This is a genomic window from Pseudomonas tritici (assembly GCF_014268275.3).
Classification (GTDB): domain Bacteria; phylum Pseudomonadota; class Gammaproteobacteria; order Pseudomonadales; family Pseudomonadaceae; genus Aquipseudomonas; species Aquipseudomonas tritici.
Genome location: NZ_CP077084.1, coordinates 77507 through 92966, shown reverse-complemented (window position 1 = coordinate 92966; position 15460 = coordinate 77507). Strand labels below are relative to the sequence as shown.

Below are 15460 nucleotides of genomic sequence, written 5' to 3'. Positions count from 1 at the left end.
CTCATCGCACTGACGCTGCGGTTCTCCGCACCTTACCGGACGCTCCAAGGACGCCAACATGATTAGCAAAGAAGGCCTTACCCACCACATCTCCGCGCAGTTCAACGCCGAGCTCGAGGAAGTGCGCAGCCACCTCCTGGCGATGGGCGGGCTGGTGGAAAAGCAAGTCAACGACGCCGTCACTGCGCTGATCGAGGCCGACTCGGGCCTGGCCCAGCAAGTGCGGGAGATCGATGACCAGATCAACCAGATGGAACGCAACATCGACGAAGAATGCCTGCGCATTCTCGCCCGTCGCCAACCGGCAGCGTCCGACCTGCGTTTGATCATCAGCATCTCCAAGTCGGTGATCGACCTGGAGCGCATCGGCGACGAAGCCACCAAGATCGCCCGCCGTGCCATCCAGCTGTGCGAAGAAGGCGAAGCACCGCGTGGTTACGTGGAAGTGCGTCATATCGGCGACCAGGTGCGCAACATGGTGCGTGATGCACTCGACGCGTTTGCGCGCTTCGACGCTGACCTGGCCCTGTCGGTGGCCCAGTACGACAAGGTCATTGACCGCGAGTACAAGACCGCGCTGCGCGAGCTGGCGACCTACATGATGGAAGACCCGCGCTCTATCTCGCGGGTCTTGAGCATTATCTGGGTACTGCGCTCCCTGGAGCGGATCGGCGACCACGCGCGCAATATCTCGGAATTGGTGATCTACCTGGTGCGCGGCACCGACGTACGGCACATGGGCCTCAAGCGCATGAAGGCCGAAGTTGAAGGTTCAGTCGATCAAATCCCTAATGTTCCGGGCGTAACTGACGATAAGTAAGGTTGCCCGAGAAATTAACGCCCGGCCTTTGGTCGGGCGTTTTCGTTTGCGGCAGCTGAATTTATTACGTTTCGGATGAAAGATAGTCCGAACGTGACTGCAGAGTTTTGGCAAAATGCCATCAGTCAGGCGTCTTGCGTGCCGAAGTTTTTATAGGATGAAGGGTCGATGAGTAAAGTCAGTGTATTGGTGGTGGATGACGCCTCGTTTATCCGCGACCTGGTGAAGAAGTGCCTGCGCAACTACTTCCCCGGGATCAAGCTTGAAGACGCGGTGAACGGTAAAAAGGCCCAGGCCATCCTGATGCGCGAATCCTTCGACCTGGTGCTGTGCGACTGGGAAATGCCGGAGATGTCCGGGCTTGAGCTGTTGACCTGGTGCCGTGAGCAACCTCACCTCAAGGCCATGCCATTTGTGATGGTGACCAGCCGTGGCGACAAGGAAAACGTGGTCCAGGCCATCCAGGCCGGGGTTTCCGGCTACGTCAGCAAGCCGTTCACCAACGAACAGCTGCTGAGCAAGGTCAAGCAGGCGCTGCATAAGGTTGGCCGCCTCGACGCCCTGGTCGCCAGCGCACCCACCAAGATGAACTCGGCCTTCGGCAACGACTCCCTGAGCGCCCTGACCGGCGGCAAACCCGAAGCGGTCAAGTCGGCACCAGTGGCTGCTGCTCCTGCTCCGAGCCGAGGCCTGCTCAACAGCCCAGCGGCTCAAGCGCCTGCCGCGGCATCCCCGGCCGGCGGTCGTGGTCAAGGTCAGTTGCGCCTGTCCAGTGGCACCCAACAATGCGTGATCAAGGCGTTGAGCATAAAGGAAGCGCTGTTGGTGGTCCGTCGCGGCGAAGTCCTGCCTCAGGTACTGGAAAGCGCCGTGCTCGACCTGGAACAAGGCGACAACGCTGAAGTGGCGCGCCTCAACGGCTACCTGCATGCCATCGTCGCCTTCGAACCCAAGCCTGATAGCGACTGGCTGCAACTGACCTTCCGGTTTATCGACCAGGACGCGCAGAAGCTCGACTACATCTCCCGCCTGATTGCACGCGGTACGGCGCAGAAGCATTTTGTGCCGGGTGCGTGATTTGTAGTGAGCGGGCTTGTCCCGCGCTGGGTGGCGAAGCCGCCCCAAAACCAGACGACGCGTTTCATCTGAAAAAATGCGGTGGCTGCATTAGGGCGGCTTCGCCACCCAGCGCGGGACAAGCCCGCTCACTACAGACTGTAACGATCGCTAGCTAATCTCCCGTGCAGTCATATCGGCAGGTTCACGCCATGCTCATGCGCTTACTACTGTGCTGCGGGCTGGCAGCGGTCGTCACTTCGACCCAGGCCATGACCCTCTACAAATCCACCGATGCCAATGGCGAGGTGTTTTTCAGTGACCGGCAAACCCCGGGTGCCCAGGCGTTTGTGATCCAGGAGCGTAGGGTCGAACGCGTGAAACCGCTGATGCCCCTGGCGCCCCAACCGCGTTATTCACAACAAGCCTACCGCTATCCCTTGCCCTGGCGCGGCGGCCCGTTCCGCCTGAGCCAAGGCCCCAACGGTAGCTTCAGCCACACCGACGCCAAGAGCCGCTACGCCATGGACATCGCCATGCCGGAAGGCACGCCGATCATTGCGGCGCGCAGCGGTGTGGTGGTGAAGACCGAGACTGAGCAGGAGGGGCGTGGCAGTGATGCCTCAGGCAATTTCGTGCGGGTGCGTCACGATGACGGCACCGAGGGCGTGTACCTGCACCTCAAGCAAGGTTCGGTGAGTGTCAGGGCAGGGCAGCGTGTAGCGGTGGGAAGCCCGCTGGCGTTGTCGGGCAATACCGGCAACAGCAGCGGGCCGCATCTGCATTTTGTGGTGCAGCGCGCCAGCGAGGCGGGGCTGGTGTCGATCCCGTACGAGTTCAACCAGCCAGTGGGTGCATTGCCCAACTTCGCGTTGGGCAATTGAGGGTTCAATCCAGCAGCAGCACCTTGGCCAACACGATTTTCGGCCCTTTCATCTTCTTGATGATGATGCGCAAGCCTTCCACCTCCAGCACTTCTTCCTCTTCCGGCACCCGCTTGAGGGTGTCGTAGATCAGCCCGGCCAGGGTTTCCGCTTCGATGTGGTCCAGGTCGACACCCAGCAAGCGCTCCACCTTGAACAGCGGGGTATCGCCGCGTACCAGTAGCTTGCCCGGTTGATAGGCCAGGATGCCGCGCTCGGCCTTACGGTGTTCGTCCTGGATATCGCCAACCAGTACTTCCAGCACGTCCTCCATGGTGAGGTAGCCGATGATGTTGCCGTCGGCTTCCTCCACCAGGGCGAAGTGCGCGCCGCCTTTGCGGAACTGCTCCAGCAACTGCGACAACGGCATATGCCGCGACACACGCTCCAGCGGGCGGGTCAGCTCGGCCAGGTTGAAGGATTCGGGGATGTGGTCCAGGGCGGCCAGCTCCAGCAGCAAATCCTTGATGTGCAACAGGCCCACGAACTCGTTGCGCACCGCGTCATATACCGGGTAACGGCTGAATTTGTGACGACGGAACAGCGCGAGTATTTCCTTGAGCGGGGCGTTGAAGTCCAGGGTCACCAGGTCTTCCCGGGAGTTGGCCCAGTCCACCACTTCCAGCTCGCCCATTTCCACGGCGGAGGCGAGTACGCGCATGCCTTGGTCGCTCGGGTCCTGGCCACGGCTGGAGTGCAGGATCAGTTTGAGTTCTTCGCGGCTGTAATGGTGTTCGTGGTGCGGGCCAGGCTCGCCTTGGCCGGCGATGCGCAAGATGGCGTTGGCGCTGGCGTTGAGCAGGTAAATCGCCGGGTACATGGCCCAGTAGAACAGGTACAGCGGCACCGCAGTCCACAGCGACAGCAGCTCGGGCTTGCGAATTGCCCAGGACTTGGGCGCCAGTTCGCCAACCACGATGTGCAGGTAGGAAATCACGAAGAAGGCGGCAAAGAACGACACGCCTTTGATGACTTCCGGGGACTCGACGCCCATCGCGCCCAGCAGCGGCTCGAGGATGTGTGCGAAGGCCGGCTCACCGACCCAGCCCAGGCCCAGGGAGGCGAGGGTGATACCCAGCTGGCAGGCCGACAAGTAGGCGTCGAGCTGGCTGTGTACGGTGCGCAGGATCTGCCCGCGCCAGCCGTTGGTGTGGGCGATGGCCTCGACCCGAGTCGAGCGCAGTTTGACCATGGCAAATTCCGCCGCAACGAAGAAACCGTTGAGCAGTACCAGGACCAGTGCAAAAAGAATCATGCCGAAGTCGGCGAAGAGCGTAGCGAGGGTGATACCAGGGGAAGGGTCCATGATGGGGTTTTGCAGGTTCCGTGTTCAATAAAGGGTGGCAGGTGAGCCTGAAGGGCAGGCGCAAGTCGGCCAATGTAGCGGCTGACGGGGCGCTTGCCTAGTGCCCACTGCCGGGCGGGGCAAGGAATACAATCTCCAAAACAACTCATATCCCTGTGGGAGCGGGCTTGCTCGCGAAAGCGGTGGCTCAGTCAACTCATTCGTAGCTGACCCACCGCATTCGCGAGCAAGCCCGCTCCCACAGTTAGTCCAGCGTCGTTTTCGAGTTACTCGTCTGTGCCAACCAGCCGCGAACGCGTCATCTGCGCCGGCGGAAAATGGCAGGTAAACGTACTGCCATGCCCCAGCACGCTACTGATTTCCAGGCGGGCGCGGTGGCGCAAGAGCACGTGCTTGACGATCGCCAGGCCGAGCCCGGTGCCGCCGGTGTTGGAGTTGCGGCTGGAGTCGACGCGGTAGAAACGCTCAGTCAGGCGCGGCAGGTGTTTGGCGTCGATGCCGATGCCGGAGTCCTGCACGCTCAAGTGTGCACCCTGTTCGTCGGCCCACCAGCGGATGCGGATATTGCCTTTGTCCTGGGTGTACTTCACGGCGTTGAACACCAGGTTGGAAAACGCGCTGCGCAACTCGCCTTCGCTGCCTTTGAGCAGCACGGTCGGGTCGGCTTCCAGGGTGATCTGCTGCCCGCGTTGACCGGAGAGGGCCTGGGCGTCGTTCTTGATGGTCTGCAACAGGCTTTGCACCGCCACCGGATGGTTATCCGACGGGTAGTCAGTTGCCTCAAGCTTAGCCAGCAAGAGCAGGTCGTTGAGCAGCGTCTGCATGCGCGAACCTTGCTGCTGCATCTGCTGCAGGGCCCGGCTCCAGCGCGGGTTGATCTCGTCGACGTTGTCCAGCAGCGTCTCCAGGTAACCGCAGATCACGGTCAGAGGCGTGCGCAGCTCGTGGGAGACGTTGGCAACGAAGTCTTTGCGCATCTGTTCCAACTGGTGAATGCGGGTCACGTCGCGCACCAGCATCAGGTGTTCGTTGTTGCCGTAGCGCGTCAGGTATAGCTGGATGCGCACGCGGTCATTGGTGGGCGAGGGGATTTCCAGGGCTTCTTCGTAGTTCTCCTGTTCGAAGTACTCCTTGAAGCGCGGGTGGCGCACCAGGTTGGTGACCGGCTGGCCGCTGTCCTGGGGCGTCTTGAGGCCCAGCAGGGTTTCGGCCGCGCGGTTCCACCATTCCAGGTTGCCGTCGCTGTCGAGCATGATCACCGCGTCTTTGAGCGCGGCGGTGGATTCCTGCACCCGGTCGATCACCGCCTGCAGGCGCCCGCGCACCCGTTGGTCGCGGCGTTGCAGGTGGTAGATGCTGTCGAACACCTCGCCCCACAGGCCGTAGCCGTCGGGTGGTGCTTCGTCGGGTTTGTGCTGGCGCAGCCATTCGTGCAGACGCAGCAGTTGCTTGAGGGTCCAGCCCAGGTACAAGGCAATGCCGACTGCCAGGCTCCAGCCGTAATAACCACTGACCAGGCCCACCAACAGGCAGCCGGTGATCAGCAAAAGCATGTGGCGGATCAGGGTGCCATGCCAGTTTTGATTCACTTGAACATGCGTCCTTGTCAGCTGTTAAGTCGGGCTCTTAAAAAGATGGCAGGCTCAGCCCTTGGTGGAAAACCGATAGCCAGTGCCGCGCACGGTTTGTACCAGATTCTCGTAGGCCTCGCCCAAGGCTTTGCGCAGGCGGCGGATATGCACATCCACGGTGCGCTCCTCCACATACACGTTGCCGCCCCACACTTGGTCGAGCAGTTGGCCGCGCGTGTAGGCACGCTCCTGGTGGGTCATGAAGAACTGCAGCAGGCGATATTCGGTAGGGCCCATCTCTGCCGGCGTGCCGTCGATGGTCACGCGGTGGCTGATCGGGTCCAGCAACAGGCCGCCGACTTCAATCGGCGCTTCGCCATCGGTGGGGCCGGCGCGGCGCAATACGGCTTTCAGACGAGCGACCAGTTCTCGTGGGGAAAACGGCTTGGTGATGTAGTCATCCGCGCCGACTTCCAGGCCCTGAATCTTGTTGTCCTCTTCGCCCTTGGCGGTGAGCATGATGATCGGGATGTCTCCGGTCAGCTCGTCACGCTTGAGACGGCGGGCCAGCTCGATGCCGGAGGTGCCGGGCAGCATCCAGTCCAGCAGGATCAAGTCCGGCTTGCGGTCGACGATAATGGCATGGGCCTGCTGGGAGTTCTCCGCCTCCAGGCAGTCATAGCCGGCCATTTCCAACGCAACGGCGATCATCTCGCGGATGGGCGCTTCGTCGTCAACAATCAGAATGCTCCTGCCAACCATGCTCAAAAATCCTCTTGTCATTTAACTGTCTTGCGCCGCATTAGATAACGGAATTATTGCAGTCGTGTGACAGTAATTTAGTCGCTCGGGCAATTCTCGCCTCTGTGGACTACGCTGTGGGTCCGAATCCTGACAACCAAAATAGGAAGGTTCCGATGACTTACAGCACGATTTCCTGGAAAGCCCTGCTGGTAACGGCCGTGTTAACGCTGCCGACCCTGGCGTTCGCGGCGGAGCCGGCGATGACTAAAGATGGGATGCTGGTCGACCACAAGGGCATGACCCTCTACACCTTCGACAAGGATGCTGACGGCAAGTCAGTGTGCAAGGACCAGTGCGCGACCAACTGGCCGCCGCTGAAGGCTGAGTCCACCGATACCTCCATGGGCAAATGGACCGTGATCACCCGCGACGACCAGACCAGCCAGTGGGCTTATGACGGCAAGCCGGTCTACACCTACAAGGATGATAAAAAGGCCGGTGACAAGACCGGTGATGGCAAGGGTGGGGCGTGGCATGTGATCAAGCCCTGACCACGCGGTGCTTCTGACGCCTTCGCGAGCAAGTCGAGGGCGTCAGTTCGATCACCACGAAAAACGGCGCTCAGCGAAACGCGTAGTCCGCCACAATTCCGACAAAAATCGCCAACCCCGCCCAGTGGTTGTGCAAAAACGCTTTGAAGCACTTCATCCGATCCTTGTCGCGGGTGTACCAGAACTCCCAGGCAAAACATCCAGCCGCCGCCAGCAACCCCAGGTGGAACCAGCCGCCCAGCTCAAACCGTGTACCGGCCAGCAACAGGCACACCAACGCCAGGCCCTGCAGGGTAAGGATAATCACGCGATCGGCATCACCGAACAGAATGGCGGTGGATTTCACGCCGATCTTCAAGTCGTCGTCACGGTCGGTCATCGCGTAATAAGTGTCATAGCCCACCGTCCAGAGCAGGTTCGCGATGTACAGCAGCCAGGCAGCGGCGGGCAAGCTGCCGGTCTCGGCGGTAAACGCCATCGGCATGCCCCACGAAAACGCCGCGCCCAGCACCACTTGAGGGTAATAGGTGTAACGCTTCATGAACGGGTAGCTCGCCGCCAACGCCAAACCACCGAGGGACAGCAGGATAGTGGTGGCGTTAGTCAACAGCACCAGCAGGAAACTGATGCCCATCAGCACTGCAAAAAACACCAGCGCTTCCTTGGAACTGATCTTGCCGCTCACCAGCGGGCGCTGCTCGGTGCGCTTCACATGGCCGTCGACCTTGCGGTCGGCCCAATCATTGATCACGCAGCCGCCTGCCCGGGTCAGCACCACGCCCAACACGAAAATCACGATGTTGATAAAGGACGGCGAACCCTTGCCGGCAATCCACAGCGCCCACAGCGTTGGCCACAGCAGCAGGTAGATGCCAATGGGTTTGTCCATCCGGGTCAACTGAATGAAATCCCAGGCCCTCGGGTTAAGGCGGTTCAGGGATTTGAGCAGGCGTTGATACATCAGCAGTTCTCCGGATGGGCATGCAGCGCGTGCCAGAAGCTCGGCAAAAAGATCTCCGCCACCAGCACGCTCAGCGCACCGCGATCAAAGCGTGAGCGGCGTGCCCACAGCCCGTCGGCCTGGTCCGCCGTGGGCAACCACTGCCGCGGGTAATGGCACACCTCGATCGCCTGGCGGGTGAAGGCCTGGTCGCAAAACAGCAATTCGCCCAGTGATCGGCTGCCCAACTCATCCATGTGCAAGCCGTCGCCCTGCAAGGCACTGCGCGCCGCCACACTGCGCGCGAACACCCACGGCTGGCCCTGCCCACGCAAATACACTTCACGCACCCAGCCGATACTGGCCGGCGCCAGCGCCAGGGCAGCACATTCATCATCGCGCAGTGGCTGCCAGCCTTCGAACAGTGGCGTCACGCTGAAGCCGTCGTCCGACAGCCATGTCAGCCGCCGGGTGAGCGAGTCTTCGTTGAACAGCCAGTTGAGGGTCAAGGGCGCGGGCGCAGGGATCAAACGGCTCTGGGTCAGCCACTGGCAAGCATCGGGAAGGTCGATTGAGTGCGGCACGGTGAGTCAGTATTGGCAGCAAAAGAGGCGGCGAGCTTACCATGGCACCTTGGACTTTTGCCGCGCTGAACCGGTGCCTTGCGTCGATCGTGCTTGCATCTGCCGGCCCCGATCAGTACAAAACGCCCTGAGCCGCACGGCAACGCTGGATCCATCGACCGTCGGCCAAACTGCCTGGACCCTGAGGAAGCAAGTAATGAAGAAGTGGCAATGTGTAGTCTGCGGCCTGATCTATGACGAGAAAGACGGCTGGCCGGATGACGGAATCGCTCCGGGCACCCTGTGGCAGGACGTCCCGGAAGACTGGCTGTGCCCGGACTGCGGCGTGGGCAAAATGGATTTCGAAATGATCGAAATCGGCTGATCTGCAAATTTAAGAACCGTACTACAAGGAGAAAGGAATGAACGCACCTGTCGTGATCATCGGCACAGGATTGGCCGGTTACAACGTGGCCCGGGAGTTTCGCAAGCTCGACAGCGAGACCCCATTGCTGCTGATCACCGCGGATGACGGGCGCTCCTACTCCAAACCCATGCTCTCCACCGGCTTTGGCAAGAACAAGGAAGCCGATGGCCTGAGCATGGCCGAACCGGGCGCCATGGCCGAGCAACTCAAGGCCGAAGTGCGCACCCACACCCGCGTCAGCGGCATCGACCCCGGCCACAAGCGCCTGTGGATCGGCGAGGAAGCGGTGGCCTACCGCGACCTGATCCTGGCTTGGGGCGCAGAAACCGTGCGCGTACCGGTTGAAGGCGATGCGGCTGAACTGATTTTCCCGATCAACGACCTCGAAGACTACGCACGCTTCCGCGCTGCCGCTGCCGGCAAACGCCGCGTGCTGCTGCTCGGCGCAGGCCTGATCGGCTGCGAATTCGCCAACGACCTGATCCTTGGCGGTTATGAAATCGACTTGGTGGCGCCGTGCGAACAAGTCATGCCGACCCTGCTGCACCCGGCAGCGGCCGCGGCGGTGCAAGCCGGGCTGGAAGGCCTTGGTGCACGCTTCCACCTGGGCCCGGTGCTCAATCGCCTGCTGCGTACCGCAGGCGGCCTGGAAGCGCACCTCTCGGACGGTGAAGTGATCGCCTGCGACCTGGTGGTCTCCGCCATCGGCCTGCGCCCACGTGTCGACTTGGCCGCTGCTGCCGGCTTGCAGACCAATCGCGGGATCATGGTGGACCGCCACCTCAAGACCTCCCACGCCAACATCTACGCTCTGGGCGACTGCGCCGAAGTCGACGGCTTGAACCTGCTGTACGTGATGCCGCTGATGAGTTGCGCCCGCGCCCTGGCCCAGACCTTGGCCGGCAATGCCACGGCCGTCAGCTACGGCCCGATGCCAGTGACCGTCAAGACGCCGGTCTGCCCGCTGGTGGTTTCACCCCCACCACGGGGCACCGAAGGCGTGTGGAGCGTTGACGGCGAGGGTGCCGACATCAAGGCCCTGTGCCGCGACGCCAGCGGTCGCCTGCTGGGTTACGCACTGACCGGCACCGCCGTGATGGAAAAACTTGCCCTCAACAAAGAACTTCCGCCACTGCTGGCGTAAATACCGGTCGTTCTGTCGGAATAAGCACGTTTTTCACCCTAGAAAGGTCGCCGCGAGACTGGCGGAGCGTGCGAGGGCATGCCATCCTCACTCCCGTCTGCCGCAGAGTAGAGCCTGCGGCGCTTTGGGCGTTGCTCCAACGATGAGCAGCACGGACATAACAACAAAAAACCGTCAAAGAGGCTTCACTTATGCGTAAACCAGAACTCGCAGCCGCCATCGCTGAAAAAGCGGATCTCACCAAAGAACAGGCCAACCGCGTCCTCAACGCCGTTCTCGAAGAAATCACTGGCGCCCTGCACCGCAAGGACAGCGTCACCCTGGTTGGCTTCGGCACCTTCCTGCAACGCCATCGCGGCGCCCGCACCGGCAAAAACCCGCAAACCGGTGAGCCGGTGAAAATCAAGGCGAGCAACACTGTCGCGTTCAAGCCGGGCAAATCGCTGAAAGACACTGTTAACGCGTAATGGCGTTACCGTCTCGAAGGGGGCGGGGTGGTAGGAAAAATGGGCACGCCGACTGGATCGGGTGCCCATTTTTTGTTTAGGCTAGCAATCAATGGCTCTTTTTCTTTTCATCCAAATAAAAATTCAGATATTTCTTTGGTCTTTCTTGAAAGGCCCGTGCCTGACCGAACCCATACGCCTCATCAAAGGCTTTGTAAGCCTCGGCCTTTTTTCCCAATTCGAGAAATACCATTCCGACGTTTATCAGTGGGCCGGTATCAATATCTGACTCTCGGCCATCAAGCGTCTTTTGTGCCCATGACTCAGCTGCCTGGAAATCGCCGCTGTCGAAGTGAAGGTTGAAGAAAGAACCTGTAACCCACGACGATAAGGGCGCCCACTCAAGCTTTGGCTCAGGCAGTAAATCCCATGCCTGTTGGTACAGGACCTGCGCTTCAGTTTTTTTGTTTTGCTCATCGAGATCATTGCCCATCGCCATGACAGCCATGATTTTGTCTGCCAGTGTTGGATTTTCGTCTGCCAAGTCTTTCATACATAATCCTTACTAATATTTAGGCTTTTCTGCCGGGCCGATAAAGTCGCCGGGGTCCTTGTACCGGTCCGTCAGCAGTGCGCCTTTTGATCGGTTGTGGGAATAGTATTCCAGCTCATAGTTGTCAGGATCGCGCATCCAACCTCTCACTTCCTTGGTTTTAGCTCCGTGGTAACCACCTTTGCTGTTCCAATATTTAACAGCATCGGTTTTATGAGCCATATCAGCATCTTTGATCGAGTACCACTTTTTATCAGTGCTCTGGAACCGCATGTTTTTTCCGGAGCCAACTATTTTCCCTTCGGCTCTCATCCGCGCTATCACCGCTTTCCCTGTACGGCTGGCTTTGCCTGGTGTTCTACCCACGGAGTTCAGACGGCAGGACAAGCCGAGTGGGTCGATCCAACCGAACGGATTGGACGCGTACGCATAGAAATTCAAACCTCCGTGTAAACCTATCGGATCCGGCGTTGTAAACCGCCCCACATCCGGATCATAAAACCGGAACGTGTTGAAATGCAGCCCCGTCTCCCGGTCCAGATACTGCCCCTGAAACCGCAGGTTCTGCTCTTCAATGTAATAAGGCTCGCGCACTTCCTCCAGCGTGTTGCCCCACACCCGATAAGTCGCCTGCCAGACGCTGTGCCCATCGGCCTCGGTCAGTTGTTCGGGCAACCCGTTCAGGTCGTTGTGGTAGTAGCGAATCTTCTGCAACGGACCAGTACCGTCGACGCGGGCAAGGGGTTCATAGCCGTCATTGTCGTAAACATAAAGACTGGTCTGACTGTGCTTATGCTCCTGCAATAACCGCAGTCCGTCCCAGGTGAATCGAGTTTCTCCCAGCGGATAACCATCACTGCCATGCTCAGTTTTCTCGATGCGTCGACCCAGCGGGTCATAGGTCATCCTGACCACGCTGCCTTTTTCATTACGCACTTCGATCAGTCGGCTTTCGGCATCGTAGGCAAAACGTTGCAACCCGCGCTTGGCACTGCGCTTTTCAATCATCCGTCCAAACGCATCGTAGCGATAACGCTTGTCCTGATAAGTCAGCAGCTTGTTATGCACCACCAACCCGGCACCGGCCTGGGGACCGTCTAGCAAGTTGGCTGCGGCGTCGTAGGCGAAGGTTTCACGCTGGCCGTGCAGGCTGTCCTGGCTGGCGATGATGCGGCCGGTGGCGTCGTAGTGCAGCAACTGGCGGTGTTGCGCAGCGGGTTGTTGGTCGAGTTTGCCGATCAGGTTGTCGGCGGGGTCGTATTCAAACTGTTTTTGCGCCGCAGCGGGCAGCAAGGTTGACTGACTGGCGTGACGGCGCTGGCGTGAACGCAGGCGGCCGCTGCGGTCGTATTCGCTGCGGGTGCTGAGCTGGCCCTGGGTGCGCAGCACTTCGCGGTGCAGGCGGTCACGCTCGAAGTCGCTGATGACCTGGCCGTCCAGGTTGACCTGGTGCAGGTGGCCGCTGCCGTAGTACAGGCGGTTGAGCCAGCGGCCTTCCGGCAGTTGGGTTTGGATCAGGTTGCCAAGTTCGTCGTAGTGGTGTTGCAGGTTGCCTGCCGAACTCTGCTCGCAAAGCAGTTGGCCGAGGGCGTCGTAGGCAAAGCCCAGGGCTTGGGCGTTGCCCTGCGAATCGGTGAAGGTGACAGCCGTGAGCTGGTCCACCGCATCGTAGCTGTAATCGGTACGGCCATCGTCGGTGGTTTTGGCGATGAGCCGGCCAACCGCATCACGTTCCAGCCGATGAATGATGGGTGCGGGCGGCGTTTCGGGCACCAGGGCCAGCCCGTTTCCGTAAGGCGCCGGCACAGCAGTCACCGCCGTGACATTATCCAGCGGGTCATAGCTGTAGTGCTTGGCGCTGCCGTCGAGGTCTTGCTGTTCAGTCAGCCGATCCCCGGCGTCCCACGCAAAACGATAGCGTTCGCCGTTCTCGTTGATTAGCGCTTGCAGCCGTCCATAGCTGTCATAGCCGAACTGCACCTGCCGCCCATGTGCGTCGGTGCGTTGGCGCACTTGGCCACGGCGGTTGTGTTGGTAAAGCGTGGTGTGTCCGGCCGGGTCGGTGTAACCCACCAGCTGACCGCTGACATCGCGCTGATAGTGCTCGGTGCGGCCGTCCGGCAGTTGGGTACTGAGCAAGCGCCCCTGAGCGTCGTAGATAAATTGAGTGCGCTCGCCAAGGGCGTCGGTGATGACCTGCAAATACCCCCGCTCGTCGTAGCTGAAGCGCGTTGGATAACCTGAGCAGTCGATGTGCTCGGCCAGTTGCCCGAACGGATTCCAGCGCAGTTTTTTGCTTTTGCCGGTGGCGTCAATAATTTCCACGGGCTGGCCATGAGCGTCATAGCGGTAGCGCGTGACGTTGCCCAGCGGATCGGTTTCGGCAATGCAATTGCCGCGCGGGTCGTAGCGATACTGCCAACTGTTATCGGCGGCGTCGGTTTCTACCAGCGGCAGCGCCCAGTGTTCCAGCCACAAAGTCGAGTCGCTGCGGCCCAGCGGGTCGGTCTCGCCTATCAGGTTGCCGCTTTCATCGTAGCTGTACTCATAGCGCCCACCCAGGGGGTCGGTGGCGCTGAGCAATTGGCGTTCGTCGTTCCACTCGAACAGCCAGGTCTGACCGAGATTATCGCGGTACTGAATGATCTGGTGCTGAGTGTTCCAATGGCGAGTGCTGACGCGCTGCAAACCATCGGTGATGCGAGTGAGGCCAGCCTTCAAGTCATAGTCGAACTGGTAAGTGTCACCCTCATCGGTCCAGTGCCGAACCACGCGCCATTCCAAATCCTCAATCAAGGCCCATTCATAGAAGCAGCGCAACCCGGTGGGCAATTGATGCTCCACCATTCGCTGACCGATGTCGTAGGCAAAACGCCGTTGCACCTGGCCGGTTGCGTCACGCACCTCAGCCAGATTGCCGGCCGTGTCGTAGCCGTAACTAACGAGCACTTCGCGGCGTTGGTCGGGGTACAGGCGCTCAATCTGGGTCAGATGGTCTTGGTCACGTATCAGCTCAACCTGCACCAAGTCGAAAGTATCGCGCAGACGTACCAGGCGCCCTACTTCGTCATAGTCAATATGGATGCGGTTGTCGTTGCGATCGCCCAGTTGGCTCAGACGCAGCAGTGAGGGATTGGCCGGAGTGGGTTCGAACAAGCGGTAGAGGCCGTCGTCGCTTTCAATCAACAACTGCCCATTGAGGTGTCGCCGCACGGCGAGCCCTTCACCGGGGCTGAATACCGCGCCGCCCAACGGGATCGAACCCATGTCAATCGGGCGTCCCTGCTCGTCGGTATAGATCAGCGTCTCGCCGCCTTCGGGATGCGGGCGGATCTCTACGCACACTTCATAGGGCACGCTCCAGCCAGCGCCAAACAGGCTGCCCGAGCGTTCGTCGCGGCTGTTGTAGAAGCGTTGCCAGTCGATCGGCAGGATGCCGGGTAAGACGAAGTCCAGCTCTTCGACGTCGCCCAGTACCTTCGCGCCTGTCGCCGCATGTACCGGATTCGACGAACCCATCGCTGCGTTGGCCATCGCCCCCATCGCACTGCTGACCGCCATCGAAGTGGCTCCGCCGATCAGCATGCACGGCAACTTGCTGAAGAACTTGCCCTTGCCACCCTTGAGCATCAACAACGCCGTGACCGCCAACCCCACACCCGGGGTCTTGCCGCTGCGTATTTCACGCACCACCACCGAACCACCGCCAATGGTCACGTTGGAAGAAATCAGGCCCGACGACACCACGGTTGCATCGCAGGTACTGCGATCACCGCTGCGCACCGCCGGCTGGCCGTTGACCGTGACCTTGTCCGACCCTTCGGCAAGAAACTGCGGCGGCATCGGTGGGTGCTTCATGCACACCACCAGGTCGAGCGGCTTGGGCACGGCGCCGGGCGCGGGAGTCGCAACCGTAGGGCGCCACATCTGCGAGAAGAAGCTCCCGGCCATGTCCAGGTAACTGGCTTCTGGCTCGGGCGCGGGCTCTTCTAACTCGGTCCCAGCTGGCGCGACATGGGAACTGATCGCCCCGGCGGCGCGGGCGGCGGGGATGTTGTTGGTCAGGGTGTTGGTGGAGCCGGTAAGAATATTGGCCTGCACCGTGGGCGGAAACAGCGCGTTGGCGAACGTGTCGCATAAATTCGTCAGGCCTTTGTCGGCCCCGGTCTTGCTCATGGCCAGGCCGACAATCGTGCCCACCACGGCACCCAGCAGGAAACAGCCAAGCCCACCGGTCGCAACGGTAATGCCAGTGGCGGCAACCACCGCAGCGGTTGCCACGGCGGTGATCGCGATATTGGCCGCCACCTCCAGCACCCCGCCAAGGATGTCCGCCATCATCGAGGTGTGGGAGAGCGCATCGCCCATCCGGGCAGCCCAGAGTGCATCAGACAAGGACTGCACTTCCGTGCCTGA

At 60.5% G+C, this 15460-nt stretch carries 14 protein-coding genes; 7 read left to right on the top strand and 7 right to left on the bottom strand.

The window, feature by feature from the left end; all coding sequences use genetic code 11:
- Positions 1-58 precede the first annotated feature (58 nt).
- The 3 genes from phoU to HU722_RS00395 all read left to right on the top strand — a co-directional run bounded on the left by phoU (position 59) and on the right by HU722_RS00395 (position 2760).
- The gene (gene phoU, locus HU722_RS00405) at positions 59-820 is read left to right on the top strand and encodes a phosphate signaling complex protein PhoU (RefSeq protein WP_049710891.1); all 762 of its coding nucleotides are present in this window, start codon (positions 59-61) and stop codon (positions 818-820) included.
- A 168-nt stretch (positions 821-988) separates the two neighbouring features.
- Positions 989-1897 (top strand): response regulator, encoded by a 909-nt coding sequence (locus tag HU722_RS00400; RefSeq protein WP_065875512.1) that lies wholly within the window; start codon positions 989-991, stop codon positions 1895-1897.
- A gap of 191 nt (positions 1898-2088) precedes the next feature.
- Positions 2089-2760: a M23 family metallopeptidase gene (locus HU722_RS00395; RefSeq protein WP_065875511.1), complete on the top strand. Its 672-nt coding sequence runs from the start codon at positions 2089-2091 to the stop codon at positions 2758-2760.
- A 4-nt stretch (positions 2761-2764) separates the two neighbouring features.
- Here the strand turns inward: HU722_RS00395 and HU722_RS00390 are convergent, their stop codons facing one another.
- The 3 genes from HU722_RS00390 to phoB all read right to left on the bottom strand — a co-directional run bounded on the left by HU722_RS00390 (position 2765) and on the right by phoB (position 6438).
- Positions 2765-4105 carry a hemolysin family protein gene (locus HU722_RS00390; RefSeq protein WP_065875510.1) on the bottom strand — a complete coding sequence of 447 codons (1341 nt, stop codon included), beginning with the start codon at positions 4103-4105 and terminating at the stop codon, positions 2765-2767.
- A 266-nt stretch (positions 4106-4371) separates the two neighbouring features.
- Positions 4372-5694, bottom strand: coding sequence for a phosphate regulon sensor histidine kinase PhoR (gene phoR / locus HU722_RS00385; RefSeq protein WP_065875509.1), 1323 nt, complete (start codon positions 5692-5694; stop codon positions 4372-4374).
- 54 nt (positions 5695-5748) lie between these two features.
- Positions 5749-6438, bottom strand: a complete 690-nt coding sequence (gene phoB, locus HU722_RS00380) for a phosphate regulon transcriptional regulator PhoB (protein ID WP_010207570.1) — start codon at positions 6436-6438, stop codon at positions 5749-5751.
- Positions 6439-6593: 155 nt separating this feature from the next.
- Between phoB and HU722_RS00375 the strand changes: the two genes are divergently transcribed.
- Positions 6594-6971, top strand: coding sequence for a COG4315 family predicted lipoprotein (locus tag HU722_RS00375; protein ID WP_065875508.1), 378 nt, complete (start codon positions 6594-6596; stop codon positions 6969-6971).
- Positions 6972-7041: 70 nt separating this feature from the next.
- Here the strand turns inward: HU722_RS00375 and ubiA are convergent, their stop codons facing one another.
- Together ubiA and HU722_RS00365 are read right to left on the bottom strand one after the other, a co-directional pair.
- A complete protein-coding gene (gene ubiA, locus HU722_RS00370; RefSeq protein ID WP_065875507.1) occupies positions 7042-7932 on the bottom strand; it encodes a 4-hydroxybenzoate octaprenyltransferase in 891 nt (296 codons plus the stop codon).
- Positions 7932-8495 (bottom strand): chorismate--pyruvate lyase family protein, encoded by a 564-nt coding sequence (locus HU722_RS00365; protein ID WP_065875506.1) that lies wholly within the window; start codon positions 8493-8495, stop codon positions 7932-7934. The genes ubiA and HU722_RS00365 overlap by 1 nt, the downstream gene beginning before the upstream one ends.
- A 196-nt stretch (positions 8496-8691) precedes the next feature.
- On the opposite strand from HU722_RS00365, the gene HU722_RS00360 reads away from it, so the two are divergent.
- The 3 genes from HU722_RS00360 to HU722_RS00350 all read left to right on the top strand — a co-directional run bounded on the left by HU722_RS00360 (position 8692) and on the right by HU722_RS00350 (position 10512).
- The gene (locus HU722_RS00360) at positions 8692-8859 is read left to right on the top strand and encodes a rubredoxin (protein ID WP_003213373.1); all 168 of its coding nucleotides are present in this window, start codon (positions 8692-8694) and stop codon (positions 8857-8859) included.
- A gap of 37 nt (positions 8860-8896) precedes the next feature.
- The gene (locus HU722_RS00355) at positions 8897-10045 is read left to right on the top strand and encodes an NAD(P)/FAD-dependent oxidoreductase (RefSeq protein ID WP_065875505.1); all 1149 of its coding nucleotides are present in this window, start codon (positions 8897-8899) and stop codon (positions 10043-10045) included.
- A 191-nt stretch (positions 10046-10236) separates the two neighbouring features.
- Positions 10237-10512 (top strand): HU family DNA-binding protein, encoded by a 276-nt coding sequence (locus HU722_RS00350; protein WP_003176958.1) that lies wholly within the window; start codon positions 10237-10239, stop codon positions 10510-10512.
- Positions 10513-10600: 88 nt separating this feature from the next.
- Here the strand turns inward: HU722_RS00350 and HU722_RS00345 are convergent, their stop codons facing one another.
- Together HU722_RS00345 and HU722_RS00340 are read right to left on the bottom strand one after the other, a co-directional pair.
- The gene (locus HU722_RS00345; protein ID WP_065875504.1) at positions 10601-11044 is read right to left on the bottom strand and encodes a tetratricopeptide repeat protein; all 444 of its coding nucleotides are present in this window, start codon (positions 11042-11044) and stop codon (positions 10601-10603) included.
- A gap of 12 nt (positions 11045-11056) precedes the next feature.
- Complete coding sequence (locus HU722_RS00340) at positions 11057-15439, bottom strand: RHS repeat-associated core domain-containing protein (protein ID WP_139113248.1); 4383 nt, start codon at positions 15437-15439, stop codon at positions 11057-11059.
- Positions 15440-15460 lie beyond the last annotated feature (21 nt).

What these genes read in the sequence shown, in the direction of transcription:
- phoU (WP_049710891.1), top strand. Translation starts at nt 59, where the DNA reads ATGATTAGCAAAGAAGGCCTTACCCACCACATCTCCGCGCAGTTCAAC.
- HU722_RS00400 (WP_065875512.1), top strand. Translation starts at nt 989, where the DNA reads ATGAGTAAAGTCAGTGTATTGGTGGTGGATGACGCCTCGTTTATCCGC.
- HU722_RS00395 (WP_065875511.1), top strand. Translation starts at nt 2,089, where the DNA reads ATGCTCATGCGCTTACTACTGTGCTGCGGGCTGGCAGCGGTCGTCACT.
- HU722_RS00390 (WP_065875510.1), bottom strand. Translation starts at nt 4,105, where the DNA reads ATGGACCCTTCCCCTGGTATCACCCTCGCTACGCTCTTCGCCGACTTC.
- phoB (WP_010207570.1), bottom strand. Translation starts at nt 6,438, where the DNA reads ATGGTTGGCAGGAGCATTCTGATTGTTGACGACGAAGCGCCCATCCGC.
- HU722_RS00375 (WP_065875508.1), top strand. Translation starts at nt 6,594, where the DNA reads ATGACTTACAGCACGATTTCCTGGAAAGCCCTGCTGGTAACGGCCGTG.
- ubiA (WP_065875507.1), bottom strand. Translation starts at nt 7,932, where the DNA reads ATGTATCAACGCCTGCTCAAATCCCTGAACCGCCTTAACCCGAGGGCC.
- HU722_RS00360 (WP_003213373.1), top strand. Translation starts at nt 8,692, where the DNA reads ATGAAGAAGTGGCAATGTGTAGTCTGCGGCCTGATCTATGACGAGAAA.
- HU722_RS00355 (WP_065875505.1), top strand. Translation starts at nt 8,897, where the DNA reads ATGAACGCACCTGTCGTGATCATCGGCACAGGATTGGCCGGTTACAAC.
- HU722_RS00350 (WP_003176958.1), top strand. Translation starts at nt 10,237, where the DNA reads ATGCGTAAACCAGAACTCGCAGCCGCCATCGCTGAAAAAGCGGATCTC.
- HU722_RS00345 (WP_065875504.1), bottom strand. Translation starts at nt 11,044, where the DNA reads ATGAAAGACTTGGCAGACGAAAATCCAACACTGGCAGACAAAATCATG.